The sequence below is a fragment of the Insolitispirillum peregrinum genome (genome assembly GCF_900156605.1).
In the GTDB taxonomy this organism is placed as follows: domain Bacteria; phylum Pseudomonadota; class Alphaproteobacteria; order Rhodospirillales; family Rhodospirillaceae; genus Insolitispirillum; species Insolitispirillum peregrinum.
Window position 1 is genome coordinate 463,456 of the sequence record NZ_FTOA01000001.1, and the last position, 20,910, is coordinate 484,365.

Consider the following 20,910-nt stretch of genomic DNA (forward strand, 5'->3'; position numbering starts at 1 on the left):
TGTCGGTGTGATGCGTTTTGGAAGGCATGGCCAGTTGGAACGCTTATTCGCCACCCTTGCGGCCGAGGCCAATCTGCTTGGCAAACTGGGAACGCTGTTCGGCGTAGTTGGGGGCGACCATCGGATAGTCGGCGGGCAGGTTCCACTTGGCGCGGTATTCTTCCGGAGTCATGCCATAGTTGGTACGCAGATGACGCTTCAGCATCTTCAGCTTTTTACCGTCTTCGAGGCAGATGATGTATTCCGGGGTAATCGACTTTTTGACCGGTACGGCAGGCTTGAGGGCTTCGATGACCGGCTCCGGCTCGGGGGCGCTGACCATCTGGAAAGCCTGATAGACTGACTGGATCAGGTCGGGGATCTGCTGGGCAGGAAGGGTGTTCTGCCCGACATAGGCCGCGACGACTTTAGCGGCCAGGCGGAGCTTTTCGTCTTCAGTGGTCGTGGGGCTGAAAGTGTCGGCCATTGCGCTTCTCTTCTGCACTGGAGGAATTTTGATTATGTTCTGCCCCAGCTTGTGCGCAATGTCAATTCTGTATGTCCAATGATTTCCATTATCTGGACATTTACTTTGGTTTGTCAGATGTGTCTACTTGGAAACATTGCCGTCCCTTTGCGCTGGCCTTTGCGCTGGCCTTTGTGCCGGGAGGAGGCCGGGAAGGCGCCGGTCTGCCATGCGGTACGGCATGATTGGCATTGCCGCCCGAGCTGTGCTAGAGAAGGCGCACGATTCGCTTGCGTTGCTGTTCTGGCCTGTCAGGGGCGATGATCGGTGGCGTGATGCTGGCTGTTTCTGATGGAGAGTGGAACAGATGACTGCCGATGTGTTGGCGCTTGCCTCTGATCATGGGGCGCTGGAGCTGAAGGCCCTGTTGAAGACCCATGCCGAGAGCCTGGGGCTGACGGTGGTCGATCTGGGAACCCACGGGACTGAGTCGGTTGATTATCCCGATGTCGCCGATGCCATGGCCGCGGCCCTGAAGGACGGTACCGCCTCGCGCGGTGTCCTGCTGTGCGGCACCGGGATCGGCATTTCCATCGCCGCCAACCGCCATCCGTTCATCCGTGCTGCGCTGGTGCATGATGCTTATGGCGCCCGCCTGTGCCGCGAGCACAACGACGCCAACGTGCTGGTGCTGGGTGGCCGGACCACCGGCCCGGAAATCGCCAAACAGTGCCTGGAACTGTTTCTGTCCACCCCGTTTGAAGGCGGTCGCCATCAGCGCCGCGTGGACAAGATGAACAAGACGCCGTAAGTAAGGCCCGTTCTGCCCATCTTCGTTGCTTTGACAGCCTTTGCCCGCTGCGCGAAGGCACCTGACTGCTGCTAAGGATAGCATCCATGACCTACACCGTTCCCGCAGGCTTTTTCTCCTCGTCGCTGGCCGATTCTGACCCGGATGTGATGGGCTCGATCAAGGCCGAGCTGGGTCGCCAGCAGGGCCAGATCGAACTGATCGCGTCGGAAAACATCGTTTCCAAGGCGGTGCTCGAGGCCGCTGGCAGCGTGATGACCAACAAGTATGCCGAAGGCTATCCGGGCAAGCGGTACTACGGCGGTTGCGAATGCGTTGACATTGCTGAAAGCCTGGCGATTTCGCGCGCCAGGGAACTGTTCCAGTGCGAATACGTCAACGTGCAGCCGCATGCTGGCGCCCAGGCCAACGGCGCGGTGTTCCAGGCCCTGCTGACCCCGGGCGACACCATCATGGGGATGAGCCTGGCCGCTGGCGGTCACCTGACCCACGGCGCGCCGCCGGCGCAGTCGGGCAAGTGGTTCAATGCCGTGCAGTACGGTGTGCGCCAGCAGGACGCCCAGATCGACTATGATCAGGTCGAAGAAATGGCTGTCGCCAACGCGCCGAAGCTGATCATCTGCGGTGGCTCGGCCTATCCGCGCATCATCGACTTCAAGCGCATGCGCGAGATCTGCGACAAGGTCGGGGCGCTGATGATGGTCGATATGGCCCACTTCGCCGGTCTGGTGGCCGGTGGCGTGCATCCCAGCCCGCTGCCGATTGCCGACATCGTGACCACCACCACCCACAAGACCCTGCGCGGTCCGCGTGGCGGGATGATCCTGTCGAACAACCCCGATATCGGCAAGAAGATCAACTCGGCGGTGTTCCCGGGGCTGCAGGGTGGCCCGCTGATGCACATCATCGCCGCCAAGGCGGTGGCCTTTGCCGAAGCCCTGAAGCCGGAATTCAAGCAGTACGCCGCGCAGGTGGTTGCCAACGCCAAGGTGCTGGCCGACGAGCTGATGAAGGGCGGGCTGGATATCGTCTCTGGCGGCACCGACACCCACCTGATGCTGGTTGACCTGCGTCCGAAGGGCCTGAAGGGCAATGCCACCGAGCACAGCATGGAACGGGCCGGCATCACCTGCAACAAGAACGGCATCCCGTTCGACCCGGAAAAGCCGACCGTTACTTCGGGCGTTCGTCTGGGCACCCCGGCTGGCACCACCCGTGGCTTTGGCGAAGACGAATTCCGTCTGATCGGCAAACTGATCGTGCAGGTTCTGGATGGTCTGGCCGCCAACCCGGAAGACAACTCGGCCGCCGAACAGGCCGTGCGTGCGCAGGTCGAAGCCCTGTGCGCCCGTTTCCCGATCTACCCGACCCTCGGCTAAGCTGACGGTTGACTGTTCTGCGGTTTCTGGCCTGCCCCTGCTTTCGTGGGGGCAGGCCAGGAATTTCTTGGGCGTCTTCATCCGGGAGGCGCCGCCGGTGATATTTTTTTGATGCCCCCCGGAGCGGTGCGCCGGGGTAATAAAGGGACCTTCGATGCGCTGTCCGTTTTGCGGCCATGACGATACTCAGGTGAAAGACTCCCGGCCGACCGATGACAATTCGGCCATTCGTCGCCGCCGTTTCTGCCCGGCCTGTTCGTCGCGTTTTACGACGTTCGAGCGGGTGCAGTTGCGTGAACTGATTGTTCAAAAGAAAAATGGTCAGCGGACGCCGTTCGAGCGTGAAAAGCTGGTGCGCTCCATTTCCATTGCCTGCCGCAAGCGGCGGGTGGACGAAGACCGTATAGAACGGGTGGTCAATGGCATCCAGCGTCGTCTGGAAAGTTCGGGAGAAACCGAAATTCCGTCCTCAATGATTGGGGAAATGGTGATGGAGGCCTTGCAGGCTCTCGATCAGGTGGCCTATGTCCGCTATGCTTCGGTGTACAAGAATTTCCGCGAAGCGCGTGACTTCGAAGAATTTGTCGAAACATTAGGCGGTCCTGGTGGTGCTCCCCTCGCTGACTGATTTTGCTCCCGCCCCGGCGCGGTCGTTCTCCCCCTTGCGGGCCGATGATTTGGCGCGGGCCGATGATCTGGCCCACATGCGGGCGGCGCTGGCGTTGGCGCAGCGCGGGCTGGGCAATGTCTGGCCCAATCCGGCGGTCGGCTGTGTGCTGGTGCGTGACGGGCAGGTGGTCGGACGTGGCTGGACCCAGCCGGGAGGTCGTCCCCACGCCGAAACGCAGGCGCTGGCGCAGGCCGGCGAGGCGGCGCGCGGTGCAACGGCCTATGTGACGCTGGAGCCGTGCAGCCATCACGGAAAAACCCCGCCCTGCGCCGAAGCCCTGATCCGTCATGGTATCGCGCGGTGTGTCTGCGCGATGGTTGACACGGACCCGCGCGTGTCCGGGCGTGGGGTTGCCATGCTGCGCGACGCCGGGATTGCCGTTGAGGTCGGATTGCTGGAAGACGAAGCTCGCCATCTGAATGCGGGCTTTTTTTTGCGCATCGAGGAACAGCGGCCACTGGTGACGCTGAAGGTGGCGACCACGCTGGACGGCAGGATTGCGCTGGCCAATGGTGACAGCAAATGGATCACCGGCGAACGGGCGCGGGCGATGGCGCATTGCCTGCGGGCGAACCATGATGCCATTCTGGTCGGGCGCAGTACGGTGGTGCTGGATGACCCGGAGCTGACCTGTCGCCTGCCGGGCCTCAGCCGCCGTCCGATCGTGCGGGTGGTGCTGGACAGTCAGGCGCTGATCCCGCGGGCCAGCAAACTGGTGCAGACCGCCGCCGATGTGCCAACGTGGGTGATCCATGGCCCGCAAGGCCGCGAGGCGGCGCAGGCGCTGGCGGCAGAGACTGCCGTCGAGACGATCGAGGTTGCGGCGACACCACAAGGCCGCCCGGACCCCGAAGCGGTGGTCAGCGCGCTGGCCGAACGCGGCATTACTCGCCTGATGATCGAAGGCGGCGGGCAGGTGGCGGCCTCGTTCCTGTCTGCCTGTCTGGTTGATCGTCTGGCGTGGTTCCGCGCCTCGAAAGTGATTGGCGGAGACGGATTGCCGGGGGTGGCGGCTTTGGGGCTTGACCGACTGGCCGCCAGCCCGGATTTTGCTCGCAAGACCATCCAGGCCCTTGGGGCCGATCATCTTGAATTATACGAGAGACGATAAATGTTCACTGGCATCATCACGGATTTGGGAAGTGTGCGCGCGGTGGATCGGAGCGGCGAAGTCCGCTTTGAATTCTCTTCGTCCTATGACATGGGCACCGTTGATATCGGGGCCTCGATTGCCTGCAACGGCGTCTGCCTGACGGTGATCGAAAAGGGAGCCGACTGGTTCGCCATGCAGGCGTCGGCGGAAACCCTGTCAAAGACCACCCTCGGCGGCTGGGAGACCGGGCGTCCGGTCAACTTCGAGCGAGCGATGAAGGTCGGTGACGAGCTGGGCGGCCATATCGTCTCCGGTCACGTGGACGGCATCGCCACGGTGGTGGACATCCAGATGGACGGCGAGTCCAAGCGGTTCACCTTTGAAGCCCCGCAGGCGCTGAAAAAGTACGTCGCCCCCAAGGGGTCGGTGGCCATCGACGGCGTGTCGCTGACCGTCAACGAAGTCAACGACGACCAGTTCGGGATCAACGTCATTCCGCACACCCAGTCGGTCACCACCTTTGGCGCGCTGAAGGTTGGCGACAAGGTCAACATGGAAATTGACATGCTGGCGCGCTATGTCGCCCGCCTGATGGATAAGGACTAAGCCGTGAGCTCTCCGTTTTCTGAACACCTCTCGCCGATCGAAGACATCATCGAAGAGGCGCGCAATGGCCGGATGTTCATTCTGGTTGATGACGAAGACCGCGAAAACGAAGGTGATCTGGTCATCCCGGCCCAGATGGCAACCCCGGACGCGATCAATTTCATGGCGATGCATGGCCGCGGGCTGATCTGCCTCAGCCTGACCCGCGACCGTTGCCACCAGTTGAACCTGCCGATGATGGATGCGCACAACCAGTCGCGTCTGGCCACCGCCTTCACCGTCTCGATCGAGGCCCGCGAAGGGGTGACCACCGGGATTTCGGCTGGCGACCGCGCCCGGACCATTTCGGTTGCCATCGATCCCAGCCGGGGCAAGGATGATCTGGCGACGCCGGGCCACGTTTTCCCGCTGATGGCGCGCGATGGCGGGGTGCTGGTGCGGGCCGGTCACACCGAAGCCGCCGTTGACATTTCGCGGCTGGCCGGTCTGAACCCGGCGGGCGTGATCTGCGAGATCATGAACGATGACGGGACCATGGCCCGCATGCCGGACCTGATCCCCTTTGCCCAGCGTCATGGCCTGAAGATCGCCACCATTGCCGATCTGATCGCCTATCGCCGCCGGACCGAAAAGCTGGTGAAGTGCGAGGTCGAAAGCGCGCTGACCTCGCGCATTGGTGGTGACTGGAAGCTGTCGGTGTACGTCAACACCCTCGCCTATGCCGAGCACATCGTGCTGGTGAAGGGCGACATCACCACCGACGAGCCGGTGCTGGTGCGCATGCATGCGATGCACGTCCTGGACGATGTGCTGGGTGATGTGGCCGGGGGCCGTCAGGGTCAGTTGCAGACGGCGATGGAAATGGTCGCCGCCGAAGGGCGCGGTGTGGTGGTGCTGTTGCGCGAAGCCAACCGTTCGACGCTTTCTGACCAGATCCGCGAACGTCTGGGTGAACCTGCGACCGGTGGGCGTCTGGTGGACTATGGGGTCGGGGCACAAATCCTGCTCGATCTGGGCGTCACCAACATGATCCTGTTGTCGAATACCGAAAAGCATATTATCGGTCTGGACGGGTATGGCCTGCGGGTCGTGGAACGTCGTCCGATTGCGGCGCAGGAGGGTTAAGAAATGACCACAGGTCCGCGTATTCTGATCGTTGAAGCGCGCTTTTACGAAGACATTGCCGACCATCTGGTCAAGGGGGCGGTGCAGGAACTGACCGCTCAGGGCGCTGGTTACAAGCGGGTGATCGTTCCCGGTGTGCTGGAAATTCCGGCGGTGATCCGCTTTGCCATCCGGTCGATGGAACTGCGCGCCACCGACATGCGCTTTGCTGGCTATGTGGTTCTGGGGTGCGCCATCCGTGGCGAGACCGACCACTATGACCATGTGGCCCGCGAAGCGATGACCGGCATCCAGACTCTGGCGCTGGAATATTCGCTGGCGGTCGGCAACGGTATTCTGACCGTCGCCAACCGTGATCAGGCGATGGCCCGCGCCCGTGGAGACATGAAAAACCTGGGTGGCAAGGCAGCCAAGGCCTGCCTGCGCATGATCGACATCAAGCGCGAACTGGGTCTTTGACATCACTGCCGGTTTCGGCTGAATGGCGGTGGGGATGGCCGGGAAATGCACTTTCCCGGTTGTTCCCTCTTTCGTTCTGACGCCAGAGGCTTTATACCACCCCTTTGCCTCCCCATGTTTCATGGTATCTCACCCGCCGCGAGCGGCGGGTCTGGTGTCATATGGGGGAGCAAGGCAGATGGCGGCAGAGGCTGTCTGCTGCCTTCCTGCTGTTAACAGTGCCCGGTGCTGTGCCGGGCCGCCGAAATGAGGCCACAGGCCAGAGACGATGGCAAAGAAAAATACTCATGAGACCGCCCTGCGGCGGTGCGCGGCCCGTTTGGCGGCTGTTCAGGCGTTGTACCAGATTGACATGAGCCAAGGTCGCCTGGAAGACGTGATCCGCGACTTCCTGTCGGGGGCCATCGGTGGCGAAGTGATCGAAGAAGACCTGGATCTGGAAACGGAAAAGGTCGTTCCGCTGATCGAACTGAATGCCGAGTTGTTCAGCGTTCTGGTGCGTGGCGTCGCTGGCATGCGCGAGCGTCTGGATGAAGTGATCGACGCCTCTCTGGCGCAGGGCTGGGATGCCGAGCGTCTGCAGCCGGTGCTGCGCAGCGTTTTGCGCTGCGGCCTGTACGAGCTGATGGAACGCGAAGACGTGCCGCCGCGCGCCGCCGTGGCCGAGTATGTCGATATTGCCCGTTCGTTCTATGACGGCCCCGAGGCCGGTCTGGTCAATGCGGTGCTCGATCGGCTGGCCCGCCAGTTGCGCTCGGACGAAATGGGGGCTCCGCGCCGCCCGCGTCAGGGCTCTGACGACGCTGCGCAATAATCGCGGACCCGCCCCTGAATGGCGCGTCGGAGTGAGTTCCAGCAAATTGCTGACCTGTTCGCGCCCCTGGCAGCTTCGGCTCCGGGGGCGTTGGGCTTGAAGGATGATGCGGCCCTGCTGGTGCCGCCTGCGGGCCAGCAACTGGTGGTCACCGTCGATGCCATTCTGTCAGGCGTTCATTACCTGCCGGACGATCCGCCCGATCTGGTGGCGCGCAAGCTGGTGCGGGTGAATTTGTCCGATCTGGCCGCGATGGGGGCGACACCTGCGGGCATGTTGCTGGCCTGTGCCTTTCCGCGCGATTGTTCCGATGCCTGGGTCGAAGCCTTTGCCGCTGGTCTGGCACTGGATGTGGTCGAATTCGGCTGTCCGGTGATTGGGGGCGATACCGTGGCTACCCCCGGCCCGGCAACCTTTTCTCTGACCGCTCTGGGGTGGGCTCCGATGGGGCAGGCGCTGCTGCGGCGAGGGGCAAAGGCTGGTGATCTGATCGCCGTCACCGGCACCATTGGCGATGGCGCTGTCGGCCTGTGGGCGGCTCAGGGGCGGCTGACCGGGCTGGGGGTGCCTGAGGATGCCTGTGCGGCGTTGGCGGCCCGCTATCACCTGCCGCAGCCCCGTCTGGTGATCGGGCAAGCCCTGCGCGGGCTGGCCTCAGCGGCGATGGATATCTCGGACGGGCTGGTGCAGGATCTGGGGCATGTGTGTGCCGCCAGTGGTGTCTGTGCCGAGATCCGGCTGGAGGCTGTCCCGCTGTCGGCGGCCTTGCAGGTAGCCCGCGAACATACCCACATTGCTGATGAGCTGGTTTTGACCGGTGGCGATGATTACGAATTGTTGTTGACCATTCCGCCAGAGAACTGGCCCGAGGTCGAAGCCCGTCTGGGGCCGTTGGCTCCAACGGTGATCGGGCTGTGCCGCGAGGACGACAGTGCGGCGGAGACGGTGCGTGTCCTTGATCGTCAGGGGCAGCCGATGCAACTCGCGGCCACAGGCTGGCAGCATTTTTAGGGGTGAGCGCAAACCCTGACGGTTTTCGGGCGATGCGCCCGGTGTCGTTTCGTGCTATGACTGCAGTGCGGTATGCTATGGCATTCCGGCGCGGCTCGCCATATCATCGGCCATATCATCGGGGCGCCCATGTTTCGTTTACTGATCATCGTGTTTGCTCTGGTTGCAGCTGTCGGCGGTGGCGTCGGTGGGTTGGTCCACTTTGCGATCATTCCGGATTTTACCGGTGGTGCCATTGCCAACATCGTCGGAGTTGTCGGACAGAAATCCGAGGCTGAAGCCGAGGCCGAAGCTGCCGCTCCGCCGCCGCGCGTCGAGCCGGTTTACATGCAGGTTTCCCCGATGCTGATCCCGGTGATTCAGGGCGGCGAGCTGAAGCGCAATATCTACATCGCCCTGCGGATCGAGCTGGAAGCAGGCAAGCAGGCCGAAGGAGCTGCGGCAATGCCACGCCTGCAGGACCTGTATCTGCGGGCCTTGTACGAGATCATCCCCGAGCAGCAAAAGACCAGCGAAAACCTTGACCTGCAAAAGGTCCGTGAGCGGCTGCTGGTCATTTCCGAGCGTGCTGTGGGGCCCGGCGTGGTGAAAGATATTATTTTCCAGTCGGTTTTCAGTCGGTAACCCTTGATTGCGCGTGCTATGATGTCCACCTCGTGGTTCGTGGCAAGGTGCGTGGTGACGGGTTTGCCGGATATCGCATTTTCACGAAATCCTGCTGCGGTGGTGAACACAGGGGCTTTGATCTCAATCGCATAAGGTGGTTCACCGCCAGACTTGAAGAACGCTCTCGACTGCTGTCTCCGGGAATGGGGGGGTCTGTCATGCTTGCGTCCAGTCTGTTTGTTATTGTTTGTGGTGTGGTCGCCCTGGCCTATGGTCTGTGGGCGATGCGCGCCGTTCTGTCTGCCGATGCCGGGTCCCTGGACATGCGCCAGATTGCCGGGGCCATTCAGGAAGGGGCTTCGGCCTATCTCAATCGTCAATATCGCACCATCGCCGTGGTCGGGGTCGTCGTCGGGGCTGCCCTGGGCTGGCGGCTGGGCTGGCCGGTGGCGGTCGGATACGCCATCGGGGCCATTCTGTCCGGGGTGGCGGGCTATGTCGGGATGAACATCTCGGTCAGGGCCAATGTCCGAACCACCGAAGCCGCGCGGGCGCAGGGCATGGGCGGGGCGTTGACCATCGCCTTTCGCTCCGGGGCGGTGACAGGGATGCTGGTGGTGGGGCTGGGGTTGTTGGGGGTGGCGGTCTATTACACCGCTCTGCGTCTTTCGGCGATCCCGGAACGGACAATCCTTGAAGCGCTGGTCGCCCTGTCCTTTGGCGCATCGCTGATTTCCATCTTTGCCCGACTGGGCGGCGGCATCTTTACCAAAGGGGCCGACGTCGGTGCCGATCTGGTCGGCAAGGTCGAGGCTGGAATCCCCGAAGACGACCCGCGCAATCCGGCGGTGATTGCCGATAACGTTGGTGACAACGTGGGCGATTGTGCCGGTATGGCCGCTGATCTGTTTGAAACCTATGTGGTGACCATGGTGGCGACCATGGTGCTGGCGGCCATCCTGTTTGCCGGGGATGGCGCTGAAAAGATGATGTTGTACCCGCTGATGATTGGCGGGGTATGCATTCTGGGCTCGGTGCTGGGAACGTTCTTTGTCCGGCTGGGGGCCTCGCAGAACATCATGGGGGCGCTGTACAAAGGCGTTCTGGCCTGTGGCGTTGCGTCGGCGGTGCTGGTGGCCTTTGTGACCTTCCTGATGTTCGGATTCAGCGAGACGCACCAAATCCGTGGGGGAATGCTGATCGGGCCGTGGCATCTGCTGGCCTCGGCAATGGTCGGCCTGCTGGTGACCGGGGCCCTGATCTGGATTACCGAGTACTACACCAGCACTGCCTATCGTCCGGTCAGGAGTGTGGCCGAGGCATCCGTGACAGGTCATGGCACCAACGTCATTCAGGGGCTGGCGGTGTCGATGGAGGCAACAGCCCTGCCGGTTCTGGTGATTTGTGTCGGCATTCTGTCGGCCCATGCCCTGGCCGGGTTGTTCGGGATTGCCGTTGCCGCGACCACCATGCTCGCTTTGGCCGGGATCATTGTGGCGCTGGACGCCTATGGGCCGGTGACCGATAACGCGGGTGGGATCGCAGAGATGGCCAATCTGCCACCGGAGGTCCGCAAGGTGACCGATGCACTGGATGCGGTGGGTAATACCACCAAGGCGGTGACAAAAGGCTATGCCATCGGCTCGGCCGGGCTGGCGGCTCTGGTGCTGTTTGCCGCCTATACCGAAGACCTGCACCACTATTTCCCGACGCTCGATCTGACGTTCAGCTTGCAGGACCCTTACACCGTGGTTGGCCTGCTGGTTGGTGGGCTGCTGCCCTATCTGTTCGGGGCAATGGGGATGCAGGCCGTTGGGCGGGCTGCCGGAGCGGTGGTGATCGAGGTTCGTCGGCAGTTCCGCGAGATCGATGGCCTGATGGAGGGAACCGCCAAACCCGAGTATGGCCGTTGTGTTGACATGCTGACCCGGGCCGCAATCCGTGAAATGGTGTTGCCGTCCCTGCTGCCGGTGCTGGCTCCGTTGCTGCTGGCCGGGATCATCTGGGCTGTCGCTGGCAAGGCCGCCGCCTTTACCGCTTTGGGGGCGATGATTCTGGGGACGATTGTCACCGGCCTGTTTGTTGCCCTGTCGATGACCTCCGGGGGCGGGGCATGGGATAACGCCAAGAAATACATCGAAGATGGTCATCATGGCGGCAAGGGGTCGGACGCCCACAAAGCCGCCGTCACCGGCGATACCGTCGGCGATCCTTACAAGGATACGGCTGGCCCGGCGATCAACCCGATGATCAAGATTACCAACATTGTCGCGCTGCTGTTTCTGGCGCTTGTCGGTGGGTGAGGGGCATCAAAGACAACAGGGGAGCACGTGGTTGCTCCCCCGTTGTCTTTACGGTTCACAACTCTGGCTAATCCGCCACTGGCGAGGCCAGAATATCGCCCTTGCCCGACGAGGCGTTGGCGAGTGACAGTTGCCCCATGGCCTGCAACACCTGATAGGTCGCCATATTGGCGTCAAACAGGGCGGCAGTCAGGTTGATGCGGGCGTTGAACACTTCGTTTTCCGCATCCAGCACGTTGATGGCGGTTTCCTTGCCCGCTTCACGCAGCTTGATGCGGGAGGTGTAGACTTCCGACGCAATATTGACGGCATTCTGCAGCAGGTTGACCCGCTGACGGGCCGTTTCCAGAGCCTGCCATGCCAGCTTGGTCTGTTCCTCGACCTTGCGATGGACGTAGACCTGCTTGTCCTGACTGGCGGCATAGTCATAGGCGGCGCGGGCAGTATTGGCGCGGGTGGCAAAGCCGTTGAAGACGTTCCAGTTGGCGGTCACCAGCACCGAATAGTCACGACGAACACCGATGACGGTGTTCTTGTTGTGCTCGTAGTCGGCGGCGGCTTCTAGGTTCACCCGCGGCATATAGTCGGCTTCGGCGGCATCGCGCTGTTCCGAGGCCACGGCGCTTTGCTTTTTGGCGCTTTCAAGGGCCGGGTTGTTGGCGACGGCAATCTTGATTGCATCATCAAGGGACGGCGGCAGCAGTTCCAGAGGAACGCCAGGCATCCGCATCGACGCCATGTCAGGCTTGCGGCCATAGACCTGTTCGTAGGTGGATACCGCGTCTTTCAGGGCACCTTCGACGGTGACGCGGCGTTCCTTTGAAATCTGCAGGCGGGACTTGGCTTGCAGCACGTCAACGGCAATCCCGGAGCCACGCTGGACGCGCTCGTTTTCCAGATTGAGCTGCCGCTTGATGTTTTCTTCGTTCTGGCGCGACAGGTTGATCAGTTCGCGCTGGCGCAGGACGTTGAGATAGGCAGCCACCCCTTGCAGCAGGACGCTTTGCTCGGTGGCGCTTGAGTCGCTTGAGACGGCATCCTTTTGCAGCTTGGCGGCTTCATAGGCCGAGGCGGTGGCGCCACCGTCATACAGCACCTGTGTTGCCACCACGCTGGCGGTGTCGCGGCCCATGCCGAACGGGTCGCCCACGGTGTCGCGGCGGGTGGGGTTGTCGACATATTCGTAGCCGGCATCGCCTTTGAGGTCAACGCGGGGCAGATAGCCGCCAAAGGCCTTGTTCACCTGCTCTTCGGCGCTGGATACGTTTTTGCGACCGGCGGAAACCTGAGGGTGGGTGTTGACCAGATCCCGCAATTCTTCTGCCATGGATGCCGCCCAGACTGGCTGGGTGGCCGCAATCAGCGACAGTGCGGTCAGGCCGCACAGAAAGACTTTTGTTTTCATCCCCGGTCCCACTGACGGTTGCCCCAGACGCCCGTGTCTGGAAGGCTCTTTCACCCCTGGTTGTGGTTCCCGCCTTGATATGTGCGGTTCACCACCTGATTTGATAATGAATTCCGGATTGCAGGTCAAACGAACAAACCGGATTTGTATTGTCAGACATCTCCTTTTGGGCAGGATGCCGGTCTGGCGCGCGAGAGAGGGTTGAGGGCAAACAATACCTGACCCCAAGAAAATTCCGCACTGGCCGCGCGTTATATGGTGCTGGCGGATAAGATGTTGTACAAAGCGGGTGATCCGTTCCTTTTACCTATATTCGTGAACCGCGATTCGGCGTTCGAATGCTTCCGGCTGGCGTGGGCCGAAAATTGGGTGTGCTATGGCTTTTATGGACTCCTCTGTTCTGTTGATGGCCTCGCTGAGTGCTGCGATCATGGCGGGCGCTCTGGTCTATCAATCACTGCTGCCCGGTAATGGCCCGTGCCTGCGGCTCTGGGGCGGTGGAGTCCTGCTGCTTGTCTTCCACACGGTTGTTTTCCGCTGGCTATCGGAGACGGAAACGCCTGAATTCATCAGGATTGTGGTGTCCGAGGGCTCTCATTTGCTGGGGGCCATTCTGCTGGTGGCCGGCTCCTGGATGTTCTGCGAGCGTCCGATCCCGCGCTTTGCCCTGTGGGTGACCGGGGGCTGCGGGGCCCTGTGGCTGTTGATGGCATCCCTGATCGGCTTTCCGGCCGATTTGCTGGTGTTCCCCATTCATGCGGTGGTTGGCGGCATGATGGTGATGGTGGCGGTCACCATGTGGCGTCATGGCCGTCTGCCGCATTTGTCGGCGCAATATCTGGCGTTGTCCCTGTTGGGATGGGGCGGGTCGGTGATCGTCTTCCCGATGATGATGGCTTTGCCCGAATGGCGCGAGCTGACCTATCGCTTTGATGTCATGGCCGGGCAGGCTTTCGGGATGCTGGTGGCGATCGGATTGCTGGTGGTGGCGTTGCGGCGCCAGAGCGAGCAGATTGACGCTGCCCGCCAGCAGGCGATCATCTCGGAGCTGGCGGCCGCCGAGCAGGCTGGCAAGATGCGCCGTATTCTGGACGTGATGCCCGACGCGGTGATTTCGGTGAACAGCTTGGGAGACATTCAGGAATTCAATCCTGCCGCCGAGCGGGTGTTCGGCTATGCCGCCTTCGAGGTTCTCGGCAAGCCACTGGCCATGGTCATTCCTGCATCGTGGGATGCCGGTTTCGACAGCATGGCGGCTTCCAGTGGTCTGGCATCCCTGGCCAGTGTCGAAGTGGACGGACTGCGGCGGAACGGTCTGCGGGTTCCCCTGGCCATTGCGGTCAGCACGGCGCGCCAGTCGGAAGGCGACCTGCATGTGATCGTCGCCCGTGACATTACCGAAGCCCGCCTGACGGCCCGTCTGGGCGAGTTTTTGCATCATCTGGAGCAAAAGGTTCTGCGTGGGATTGGCCACCAGGAATTTGCCCGTGAAGTCTGCCGGGATCTCAGTGATATTTTTGACATTCCCCAGGTGTCGCTGATCGAGCGGGTGGAGAAGGAAGAGGCGCTGGCGCTACGGTCCTGCTATTGCCGCTGGGGTGCCCCCGGCGATGAGGGCTGCGAGTCCGCTGACCTGAAAGCCCTGTGGGAACAGTTGCTGGCCGGTGGTGGGGTCGCCTGCGGCATTTTGCATGAAGTGATCCGCACCGGCATGCCTGCCCTGGTGCGGCGGGGCGAGCGGCTGGCGGCCCATATGGATGGCCTGCCGCCCGAAGCCCAATGGTCCTTTGTGTTGCCGGTCTGGTTGCAAAATGACGTGTCGGCCTTGCTGGTGCTGGTCGGCGACGGGCAGTCTCCGGCCGAGCCGTTGCGGCAGCGGCTGGAAACGGTGGCGGCGCGGTTGGGGGCCGTGCAACAGCAGGTGCTGGACCAGCGTCGTCTGCGGTTGCAGGGAACGGCGATGGCCGCCGCGGCCAATGCGATTTTCATCACTGACCGCAATGGCCGCATTGAATGGGTCAACGACGCCTTTACCCGCCTGAGCGGCTATGGCGAAAAGGACATCATCGGCCAGACCCCGGCGTTCCTGCGCTCCGGGGTACAGAATGGCGAAACCTATCAACGTTTGTGGGAAACCATCCTTGATGGCCGTATCTGGCGCGGCGAAATGGTCGAACGCCGCAAGGACGGGACAATGTACACCGTTGATCAGACGGTGGCTCCGATTGTTGATGACAGCGGTTCGATTGCGCACTTTGTCGCCATTCATGAAGATGTGACCGAGCGCAAGCGGGCCGAAGAACGTATCCTGTACCTGTCGAATTATGACACCCTGACCCGCCTGCCCAACCGGGTGCTGTTCCGCGACCATCTGTATCAGGCGGTGACCAAGGCCCGCAGTGACCGGTCGGCACTGGCGGTGATGTTCATCGACCTTGACCGCTTCTCGCGGGTTAACGATACCCTTGGCCACGAAGTTGGTGATCAGTTGCTGATGACCATTGCCTCGCGCATCAACGCAGTTGCCGCACCGTTTGCGGAAACCGTGGCCCGTATCGGCGGCGACGAGTTTGCGGTGATCCAGAGCCATCTGCCCAACGCCGATACGGCGGCGACGCTGGCGCGCAAGATCATTGATGAGGTCGGCAAGCCGGTTGATCTCGATGGTCTGGAAGTGCGGGTTGGGGCCAATGTCGGGATTGCCATTTTCCCGCAGGATGGCGAAGACCCCGATCACCTGATCAAGAATGCCGACATGGCGATGTACCGCGCCATTCGCTCGGAAAGCGAGAGCTATTTCTTCTTCTCCAATGACATGAATGCCGAAGCCCGGATCCGCCTCAGTCTGGAAGGCGATTTGCGGCGGGCGATTGATAACGGCGACCTGACCCTGTTCTTCCAGCCACAGGTGGACGTCAAAACCCGGCGGGTGGTGGGGGTCGAAGCCCTGCTGCGCTGGAACCACCCGGAACAGGGGGCGATTTCACCGGCCCGCTTTATTCCGGTAGCAGAAGACAGCGGTCTGATCCTGCCGATTGGCGACTGGGTGTTGCAGGAAGCCATGCGGCAAAGCCGCGCCTGGCAGTTGGACGGATTGCCGTCGGTGACCATGGCAATCAATATTTCTGCGGTGCAGTTCCGCCAGAAAGGTCTGGTCCAGCGCGTGCGTGATGTGGCCGACAGTATTGGTCTGGACCCGCGCAAGGTCGAGCTGGAACTGACCGAAAGCATGCTGATGCAAGACGCCCGCGAGGCGGTGCAGGTTCTGTCCGAGCTGTCGGAAATGGGGGCGCAACTGGCCATTGACGATTTCGGGACCGGCTATTCCTCGCTGAGTTACCTCAAGCAGTTCCCGGTGGACAAGCTGAAGCTGGATCAGTCCTTTGTCCGCCACATGACCACCGAGCACAACGACGCGGTGATTGCGCGGGCAACGATCAATCTGGGACACAGTCTGGGGCTGGAAGTGATTGCCGAAGGCGTCGAAACCGAAGAACAGTATACCTATCTGCTGCACGAAGGCTGCGACGTGATTCAGGGCTATCTGTTCGGTCGCCCGATGGCGGCCGATGCCCTGGCCAACCTGCTGCGCGAACAGGCTGCATCGGGTGGGGTGTTTTTCCCCCATATTCGGGAGACGTCCCTGGAAGGTTTTGCAGGATTGAACCGGTAAGCCCATCATGGGCCTGCAGACGGCCCCCGCCCTGTCGGCGGGGATTTGGAAATGGAAAAGCGGTACACCATGGCTCGGCTTAGCGTAAACCTGAACAAAGTCGCCCTGTTGCGGAATTCTCGCCATACCGGATCTCCGAATGTGGTGGAGTTTGGACGGATTGCCCTGGAGGCCGGTGCCAAAGGTCTGACCGTGCACCCGCGCCCCGACGAACGCCACATCCGCCGTACCGATGTCCATGATCTGGCCGCTTTGCTGGCGCCGTTGCGTCCGGCGATCGAATTCAATATCGAAGGCCGCCCGACAGCGGATTTCCTTGATCTGGTGGCCGAAATCCGCCCCGAGCAGGTGACGCTGGTGCCCGATGCGCCGCAGGCGTTTACCTCTGACAGCGGCTGGAACCTGTCTGCCGAAGGGGAAACCCTGAAGCCGGTGGTGCAGCGGTTGAAGCAACAGGGTGCGCGGGTGATCCTGTTCATGGACCCCGATGCCGCCCAAACTCCGGCGGTTCCGGCCACCGGTGCCGATGGTTTCGAGATTTATACCGGTGCCTACGCCGAAGCGGTGCGGCTGCATGGTCTGGACAGCGAGGCCGGGCAGGCGGCGTTGCAGGCGGTGGTCGGGGCGGCGCAGGTCGGGCAAAGGTTGGGGCTGATGGTCAACATCGGCCATGACCTCGACCTGCTGAACACGCCGCCGTTGATTGCCGGGGCTCCGTTCATTCACGAAGCGTCGATTGGTCACGAACTGACCGGGGACGCCCTGCGCTATGGTTTCGCCGAGGCCGTGCGCCGGTATGGTGCCGCTCTGGCTGTCTGATAGAAAAAAGGAACTCCCTGATGCGCGCTTTTCATATTCGTCCGGCCCGCGATACCCAGGACATGGCGTCGGCGCGGCGATTGTTCCGCGACTATCAGGGATACCTGAACGTTGATCTGTGTTTTCAGGGCTTTGAAACCGAGCTGAACACCCTGCCGGGCGATTACGCGCCGCCGGTGGGTGAGTTGCTGCTGGCATGGGAAACCGAAGACCGCGGCGAAGGCTTGTTCCTTGCCGGTGGGGTGGCGGTGCGCCCGCTGTATCAAAAAGCCGCGACCGAGCCGGTATTGGTGCCCGGGGCCTGCGAGATGAAACGGTTGTACGTTTACCCGCAGTATCACGGTCAGGGGATTGGCGGCCGTCTGGCGCACCAGATCATCGCCTGTGCTCGCCAACTGGGCTATCAGCGGATGGTTCTCGATACGCTGGAGCGGCTGGATGAGGCGGTGGCCCTGTACCAGCGGTTTGGTTTTCAGGAATGCGCCCCCTATTACGACAACCCCATCCCGGGGGTGATCTACATGGAACTGGACCTGACCGCGGTCTAATGTCGTGCCCTGTCGCATCGCTGACACGAAAACCGGTTCCCACTTTTCGTGCGATGAGTCAGCTTTTTCTGTCGCATCGCCGACACGAAAACCGGTTCCCACTTTTCGTGCGATGAGTCAGCTTTTTCTGTCGCATCGCCGACACGAAAACCGGTTTCCACTTTTCGTGCGATGCTTTAGAGTTCCCGCCTCTTTTTTCCCTGCTCTTCAGGGGTTACGGGGGCTGGGTGCCCCCATCGTCAAGGACTACCCATCATGCTGACCAAGCCTTCGGTTCGCCCTGCAAATCCCAACTTTTCCTCCGGCCCGTGCGCCAAGCGTCCGGGATGGTCGGTTGATGCCTTGTCGGCGACGCCGGTGGGTCGCTCGCACCGGGCAAAGATCGGCAAGGAACGGCTGGCCGAGGTGATCGACCGTTCTGCCGCCATTCTCGGCCTGCCGGATGGCTGGCGTCTGGGGATCGTCCCGGCGTCGGATACCGGCGCGGTGGAAATGGCCCTGTGGTCGTTGCTGGGGCCGCGTGGTGTGGACATGCTGGCGTGGGAAAGCTTTGGCTCGACCTGGGTTTCCGACGTGCTGAAGCAGCTGAAGCTGCCGGATGTGCGGGTGCTGGAAGCGGGCTATGGCGCGCTGCCGGACCTGTCGCAGGTTGATTTCAGCCGCGACGTGGTGTTCACCTGGAACGGCACCACCTCGGGCGTGCGGGTGCCGAACGGTGACTGGATTGCCGAGGATCGGGAAGGTCTGGTGATCTGCGATGCCACCTCGTCGGCGTTCGCGATGGAGATGGCATGGGATCGGCTGGATGTGGTCACCTGGTCGTGGCAGAAGGTGCTGGGTGGCGAAGGGGCGCATGGCATGATTGCCCTGTCGCCGCGCGCTGTTGCCCGCCTTGAAAGCCATACGCCTGCCTGGCCGATGCCCAAGATTTTCCGCCTGACCTCGGGCGGCAAGCTGATTGAAGGCATCTTCCGTGGTGACACCATCAATACTCCGTCGATGGTGGCGGTCGAAGATCAGGTGGATGCGCTGAAGTGGGCGGAAAGCATTGGTGGCCGCCCGGCGCTGATTGCCCGCTCACAGCAGAACCTGCGCGCTGTGGAAGACTGGGTTGCCCGCACGCCGTGGATTGATTTTCTGGCCAAAGACCCGGCAATCCGCTCGTGGACCTCGATCTGTCTGGTGATCACTGCTGACTGGTTTACCGCCTTGTCAGAGGATGACCGGGCCAAGGCCGCCAAGAAAATCGCCTCCCTGCTGGATGCTGAAGGGGTCGGTTATGATCTGGGCAGCTATCGCGATGCCCCTGCCGGACTGCGCATCTGGGGTGGGGCGACGGTCGAGACGTCGGATATCGAAGCCCTGTTGCCGTGGATCGAATGGGCTTATGAACAGGTGAAAGCATAAAAAGCATACGAACGGTATGCTTCAGTATTCAGGGGCGGGTTGCCGAGGTATCGGTGACCTGCCCTTTTTTTCTTAAATTACCATTTTAAAAATGTGGAATATGGGGTAAGAAAGAGATCGCCTTACCTGAAAGTTGTTAAATAAGGATCATTTAAAACTAAGGGAAGGCTATGGTCGTATGTCAGTGACCATCTTTTTGCTTTAATCATGATGGCAGAATATTAAGGAATAAAAGGCTCTTTGGTGCTATCCAGAGGACGCCCGTTCCTGAACTCTACTTTGGGGGGAATCATGCTTCAGTCGGTGGTGCCTCAGTCGCACGGTCTTGGCTCTTCCAGTATTGATCTGGAAGAAAGCCTTGATTTGTTGCTGGCGGGAAAATATCTCGACGTCCCACAAGGGATATCGCCGCTGGAGCAGAAGCTTCATGCTTTGGCACAGGCTTTACACGCGCGGGCACAGGGCGATCTTCGCCGCATTGTTGCGCTGTCGATCAATGCCAGCGATGCCGTTACGGTGACCGCTGGCATGATGCGCGAAGTGCGTGAAGTCGATAGCCGGACACAGGCTATTTCTGCCGCTTCGGAAGAAATGGTGGCATCGGTGCAGGAAATCAGTCGCAACTCGGATGGGGTGGTGGCCGACGCCGAACAGGCGCGCCTTGCTGCTCAGGACGCGATGGCGGCCAGCCAGCAGGCGGTGATCACCATCGGGGCGATCACGCAGGCGGTTGATGGCGCATCGGAAAAGGTTGAGCGGCTGGTTGAGGCATCAAACCAGATCGGCGATATCGTGCAGCAGATTGAGGCCATCGCCAAGCAGACCAACCTGCTGGCGCTGAATGCGACCATCGAAGCCGCCCGGGCTGGCGAGGCTGGCAAGGGCTTTGCCGTGGTGGCCGGTGAGGTCAAGAATCTTGCCAACCAAACCGCCCGGGCGACGGTCGACATTCGGGCGCGTATTGCATCGCTGCGGCAGGAAATGGCGACCATTGCCAGCTCGATGGAAGAGGGCGCGCAGGCCGTCGAGCAGGGCCGCAAGGTGATTGAGGCCACCGGTGTCAGCATGAACGGAGTGGTCGAGCGCGTCGAGCTGGTGACGGTCAAAATGCAGGACGTGGCAGCCATCCTGACCCAGCAGATGGATGCGTCGGCTGAAATCTCGGCGGGTATTGCTGCCATTGCCCACATGTCGACCGAAAATGTGGCCAACGTTGAGCGGGTTCTGGATGTGATGGATCAGGGCGAAGCCCAGATTGCGGCCGGGATCAGCGAGCTGGCGACAGTGCAGATTGAGGATTTCACCATCCATGTTGCCAAATCGGACCATGTGTTGTGGCGCAAACGACTGGCGGCGATGCTGGTGGGGCGGACAACACTGAAAGCCGACGAGCTGGCCGACCATCATTCCTGTCGTCTGGGCAAGTGGTACGACACCCTGACCGCCAGCGATCTGGTCGAACATCCGGCCTATCAGCGACTGGCCGAGCCGCATCAGGAAGTCCATTCGGCTGGTATCGAGGCCGCCCGCGCCTATGCGGCTGGCAATCTGGATGGGGCGATCGGCTGCATCGAACGGGCAGCGCGGGCATCGGTCGATGTGCTGGCCTGTCTTGACGAGCTGGCCGCCCGCAAGGATCGGGCGGTGGTGTGGGGCAGCCGTCCGGCTTTTTAAGCGCAGGGGTGTGGCCGGGTGGGTCATGAAAAACCCCTTAACGTGCCATCAGGTGCATTTCC

The 20,910-nt window shown here is 61.6% G+C and carries 18 protein-coding genes; 16 read left to right on the forward strand and 2 right to left on the reverse strand.

Annotation, left to right across the window (positions count from 1 at the left end):
• Nucleotides 1-43: 43 nt before the first annotated feature.
• Nucleotides 44-466 (reverse strand): MucR family transcriptional regulator, encoded by a 423-nt coding sequence (locus BW995_RS01935; RefSeq protein WP_076398401.1) that lies wholly within the window; start codon nucleotides 464-466, stop codon nucleotides 44-46.
• A gap of 346 nt (nucleotides 467-812) precedes the next feature.
• Here BW995_RS01935 and rpiB point away from each other — a divergent pair, with 346 nt between their 5' ends.
• From rpiB to BW995_RS01990, 11 genes are all read left to right on the forward strand, one after another.
• On the forward strand, nucleotides 813-1,256 hold the full coding sequence (rpiB, locus tag BW995_RS01940; RefSeq protein ID WP_076398402.1) for a ribose 5-phosphate isomerase B: 444 nt from the start codon (nucleotides 813-815) through the stop codon (nucleotides 1,254-1,256).
• Between the two features lie 86 nt (nucleotides 1,257-1,342).
• Entirely contained in the window at nucleotides 1,343-2,635 is a 1,293-nt protein-coding gene (glyA, locus tag BW995_RS01945) for a serine hydroxymethyltransferase (RefSeq protein ID WP_076398404.1), read from the forward strand.
• 154 nt (nucleotides 2,636-2,789) lie between these two features.
• Nucleotides 2,790-3,263, forward strand: a complete 474-nt coding sequence (gene nrdR / locus BW995_RS01950; RefSeq protein ID WP_076398405.1) for a transcriptional regulator NrdR — start codon at nucleotides 2,790-2,792, stop codon at nucleotides 3,261-3,263.
• A 76-nt stretch (nucleotides 3,264-3,339) separates the two neighbouring features.
• Nucleotides 3,340-4,416, forward strand: coding sequence for a bifunctional diaminohydroxyphosphoribosylaminopyrimidine deaminase/5-amino-6-(5-phosphoribosylamino)uracil reductase RibD (ribD, locus tag BW995_RS01955; protein ID WP_076398893.1), 1,077 nt, complete (start codon nucleotides 3,340-3,342; stop codon nucleotides 4,414-4,416).
• The gene (locus tag BW995_RS01960; protein WP_076398407.1) at nucleotides 4,417-5,004 is read left to right on the forward strand and encodes a riboflavin synthase; all 588 of its coding nucleotides are present in this window, start codon (nucleotides 4,417-4,419) and stop codon (nucleotides 5,002-5,004) included.
• 3 nt (nucleotides 5,005-5,007) lie between these two features.
• A complete protein-coding gene (gene ribB / locus BW995_RS01965) occupies nucleotides 5,008-6,129 on the forward strand; it encodes a 3,4-dihydroxy-2-butanone-4-phosphate synthase (RefSeq protein WP_076398408.1) in 1,122 nt (373 codons plus the stop codon).
• Between the two features lie 3 nt (nucleotides 6,130-6,132).
• Nucleotides 6,133-6,588 carry a 6,7-dimethyl-8-ribityllumazine synthase gene (gene ribH, locus BW995_RS01970; protein ID WP_076398410.1) on the forward strand — a complete coding sequence of 152 codons (456 nt, stop codon included), beginning with the start codon at nucleotides 6,133-6,135 and terminating at the stop codon, nucleotides 6,586-6,588.
• A 268-nt stretch (nucleotides 6,589-6,856) separates the two neighbouring features.
• On the forward strand, nucleotides 6,857-7,402 hold the full coding sequence (nusB, locus tag BW995_RS01975) for a transcription antitermination factor NusB (protein ID WP_076398411.1): 546 nt from the start codon (nucleotides 6,857-6,859) through the stop codon (nucleotides 7,400-7,402).
• An 18-nt stretch (nucleotides 7,403-7,420) separates the two neighbouring features.
• Nucleotides 7,421-8,413, forward strand: coding sequence for a thiamine-phosphate kinase (gene thiL, locus BW995_RS01980; protein WP_076398413.1), 993 nt, complete (start codon nucleotides 7,421-7,423; stop codon nucleotides 8,411-8,413).
• 129 nt (nucleotides 8,414-8,542) lie between these two features.
• The gene (locus BW995_RS01985; protein ID WP_139332716.1) at nucleotides 8,543-9,037 is read left to right on the forward strand and encodes a flagellar basal body-associated FliL family protein; all 495 of its coding nucleotides are present in this window, start codon (nucleotides 8,543-8,545) and stop codon (nucleotides 9,035-9,037) included.
• Between the two features lie 200 nt (nucleotides 9,038-9,237).
• Complete coding sequence (locus tag BW995_RS01990; protein ID WP_076398416.1) at nucleotides 9,238-11,322, forward strand: sodium-translocating pyrophosphatase; 2,085 nt, start codon at nucleotides 9,238-9,240, stop codon at nucleotides 11,320-11,322.
• 67 nt (nucleotides 11,323-11,389) lie between these two features.
• Here the strand turns inward: BW995_RS01990 and BW995_RS01995 are convergent, their stop codons facing one another.
• Entirely contained in the window at nucleotides 11,390-12,727 is a 1,338-nt protein-coding gene (locus BW995_RS01995; protein ID WP_076398417.1) for a TolC family outer membrane protein, read from the reverse strand.
• 385 nt (nucleotides 12,728-13,112) lie between these two features.
• Between BW995_RS01995 and BW995_RS02000 the strand changes: the two genes are divergently transcribed.
• The 5 genes from BW995_RS02000 to BW995_RS02020 all read left to right on the forward strand — a co-directional run bounded on the left by BW995_RS02000 (nucleotide 13,113) and on the right by BW995_RS02020 (nucleotide 20,848).
• Complete coding sequence (locus tag BW995_RS02000) at nucleotides 13,113-16,400, forward strand: sensor domain-containing protein (protein WP_175616955.1); 3,288 nt, start codon at nucleotides 13,113-13,115, stop codon at nucleotides 16,398-16,400.
• Between the two features lie 69 nt (nucleotides 16,401-16,469).
• The gene (locus BW995_RS02005) at nucleotides 16,470-17,219 is read left to right on the forward strand and encodes a pyridoxine 5'-phosphate synthase (RefSeq protein WP_076398894.1); all 750 of its coding nucleotides are present in this window, start codon (nucleotides 16,470-16,472) and stop codon (nucleotides 17,217-17,219) included.
• Nucleotides 17,220-17,239: 20 nt separating this feature from the next.
• A complete protein-coding gene (locus BW995_RS02010) occupies nucleotides 17,240-17,767 on the forward strand; it encodes a GNAT family N-acetyltransferase (RefSeq protein WP_076398421.1) in 528 nt (175 codons plus the stop codon).
• A 255-nt stretch (nucleotides 17,768-18,022) separates the two neighbouring features.
• A complete protein-coding gene (locus tag BW995_RS02015; protein WP_076398422.1) occupies nucleotides 18,023-19,174 on the forward strand; it encodes a phosphoserine transaminase in 1,152 nt (383 codons plus the stop codon).
• Between the two features lie 291 nt (nucleotides 19,175-19,465).
• Nucleotides 19,466-20,848, forward strand: a complete 1,383-nt coding sequence (locus BW995_RS02020; RefSeq protein ID WP_076398424.1) for a methyl-accepting chemotaxis protein — start codon at nucleotides 19,466-19,468, stop codon at nucleotides 20,846-20,848.
• Nucleotides 20,849-20,910 lie beyond the last annotated feature (62 nt).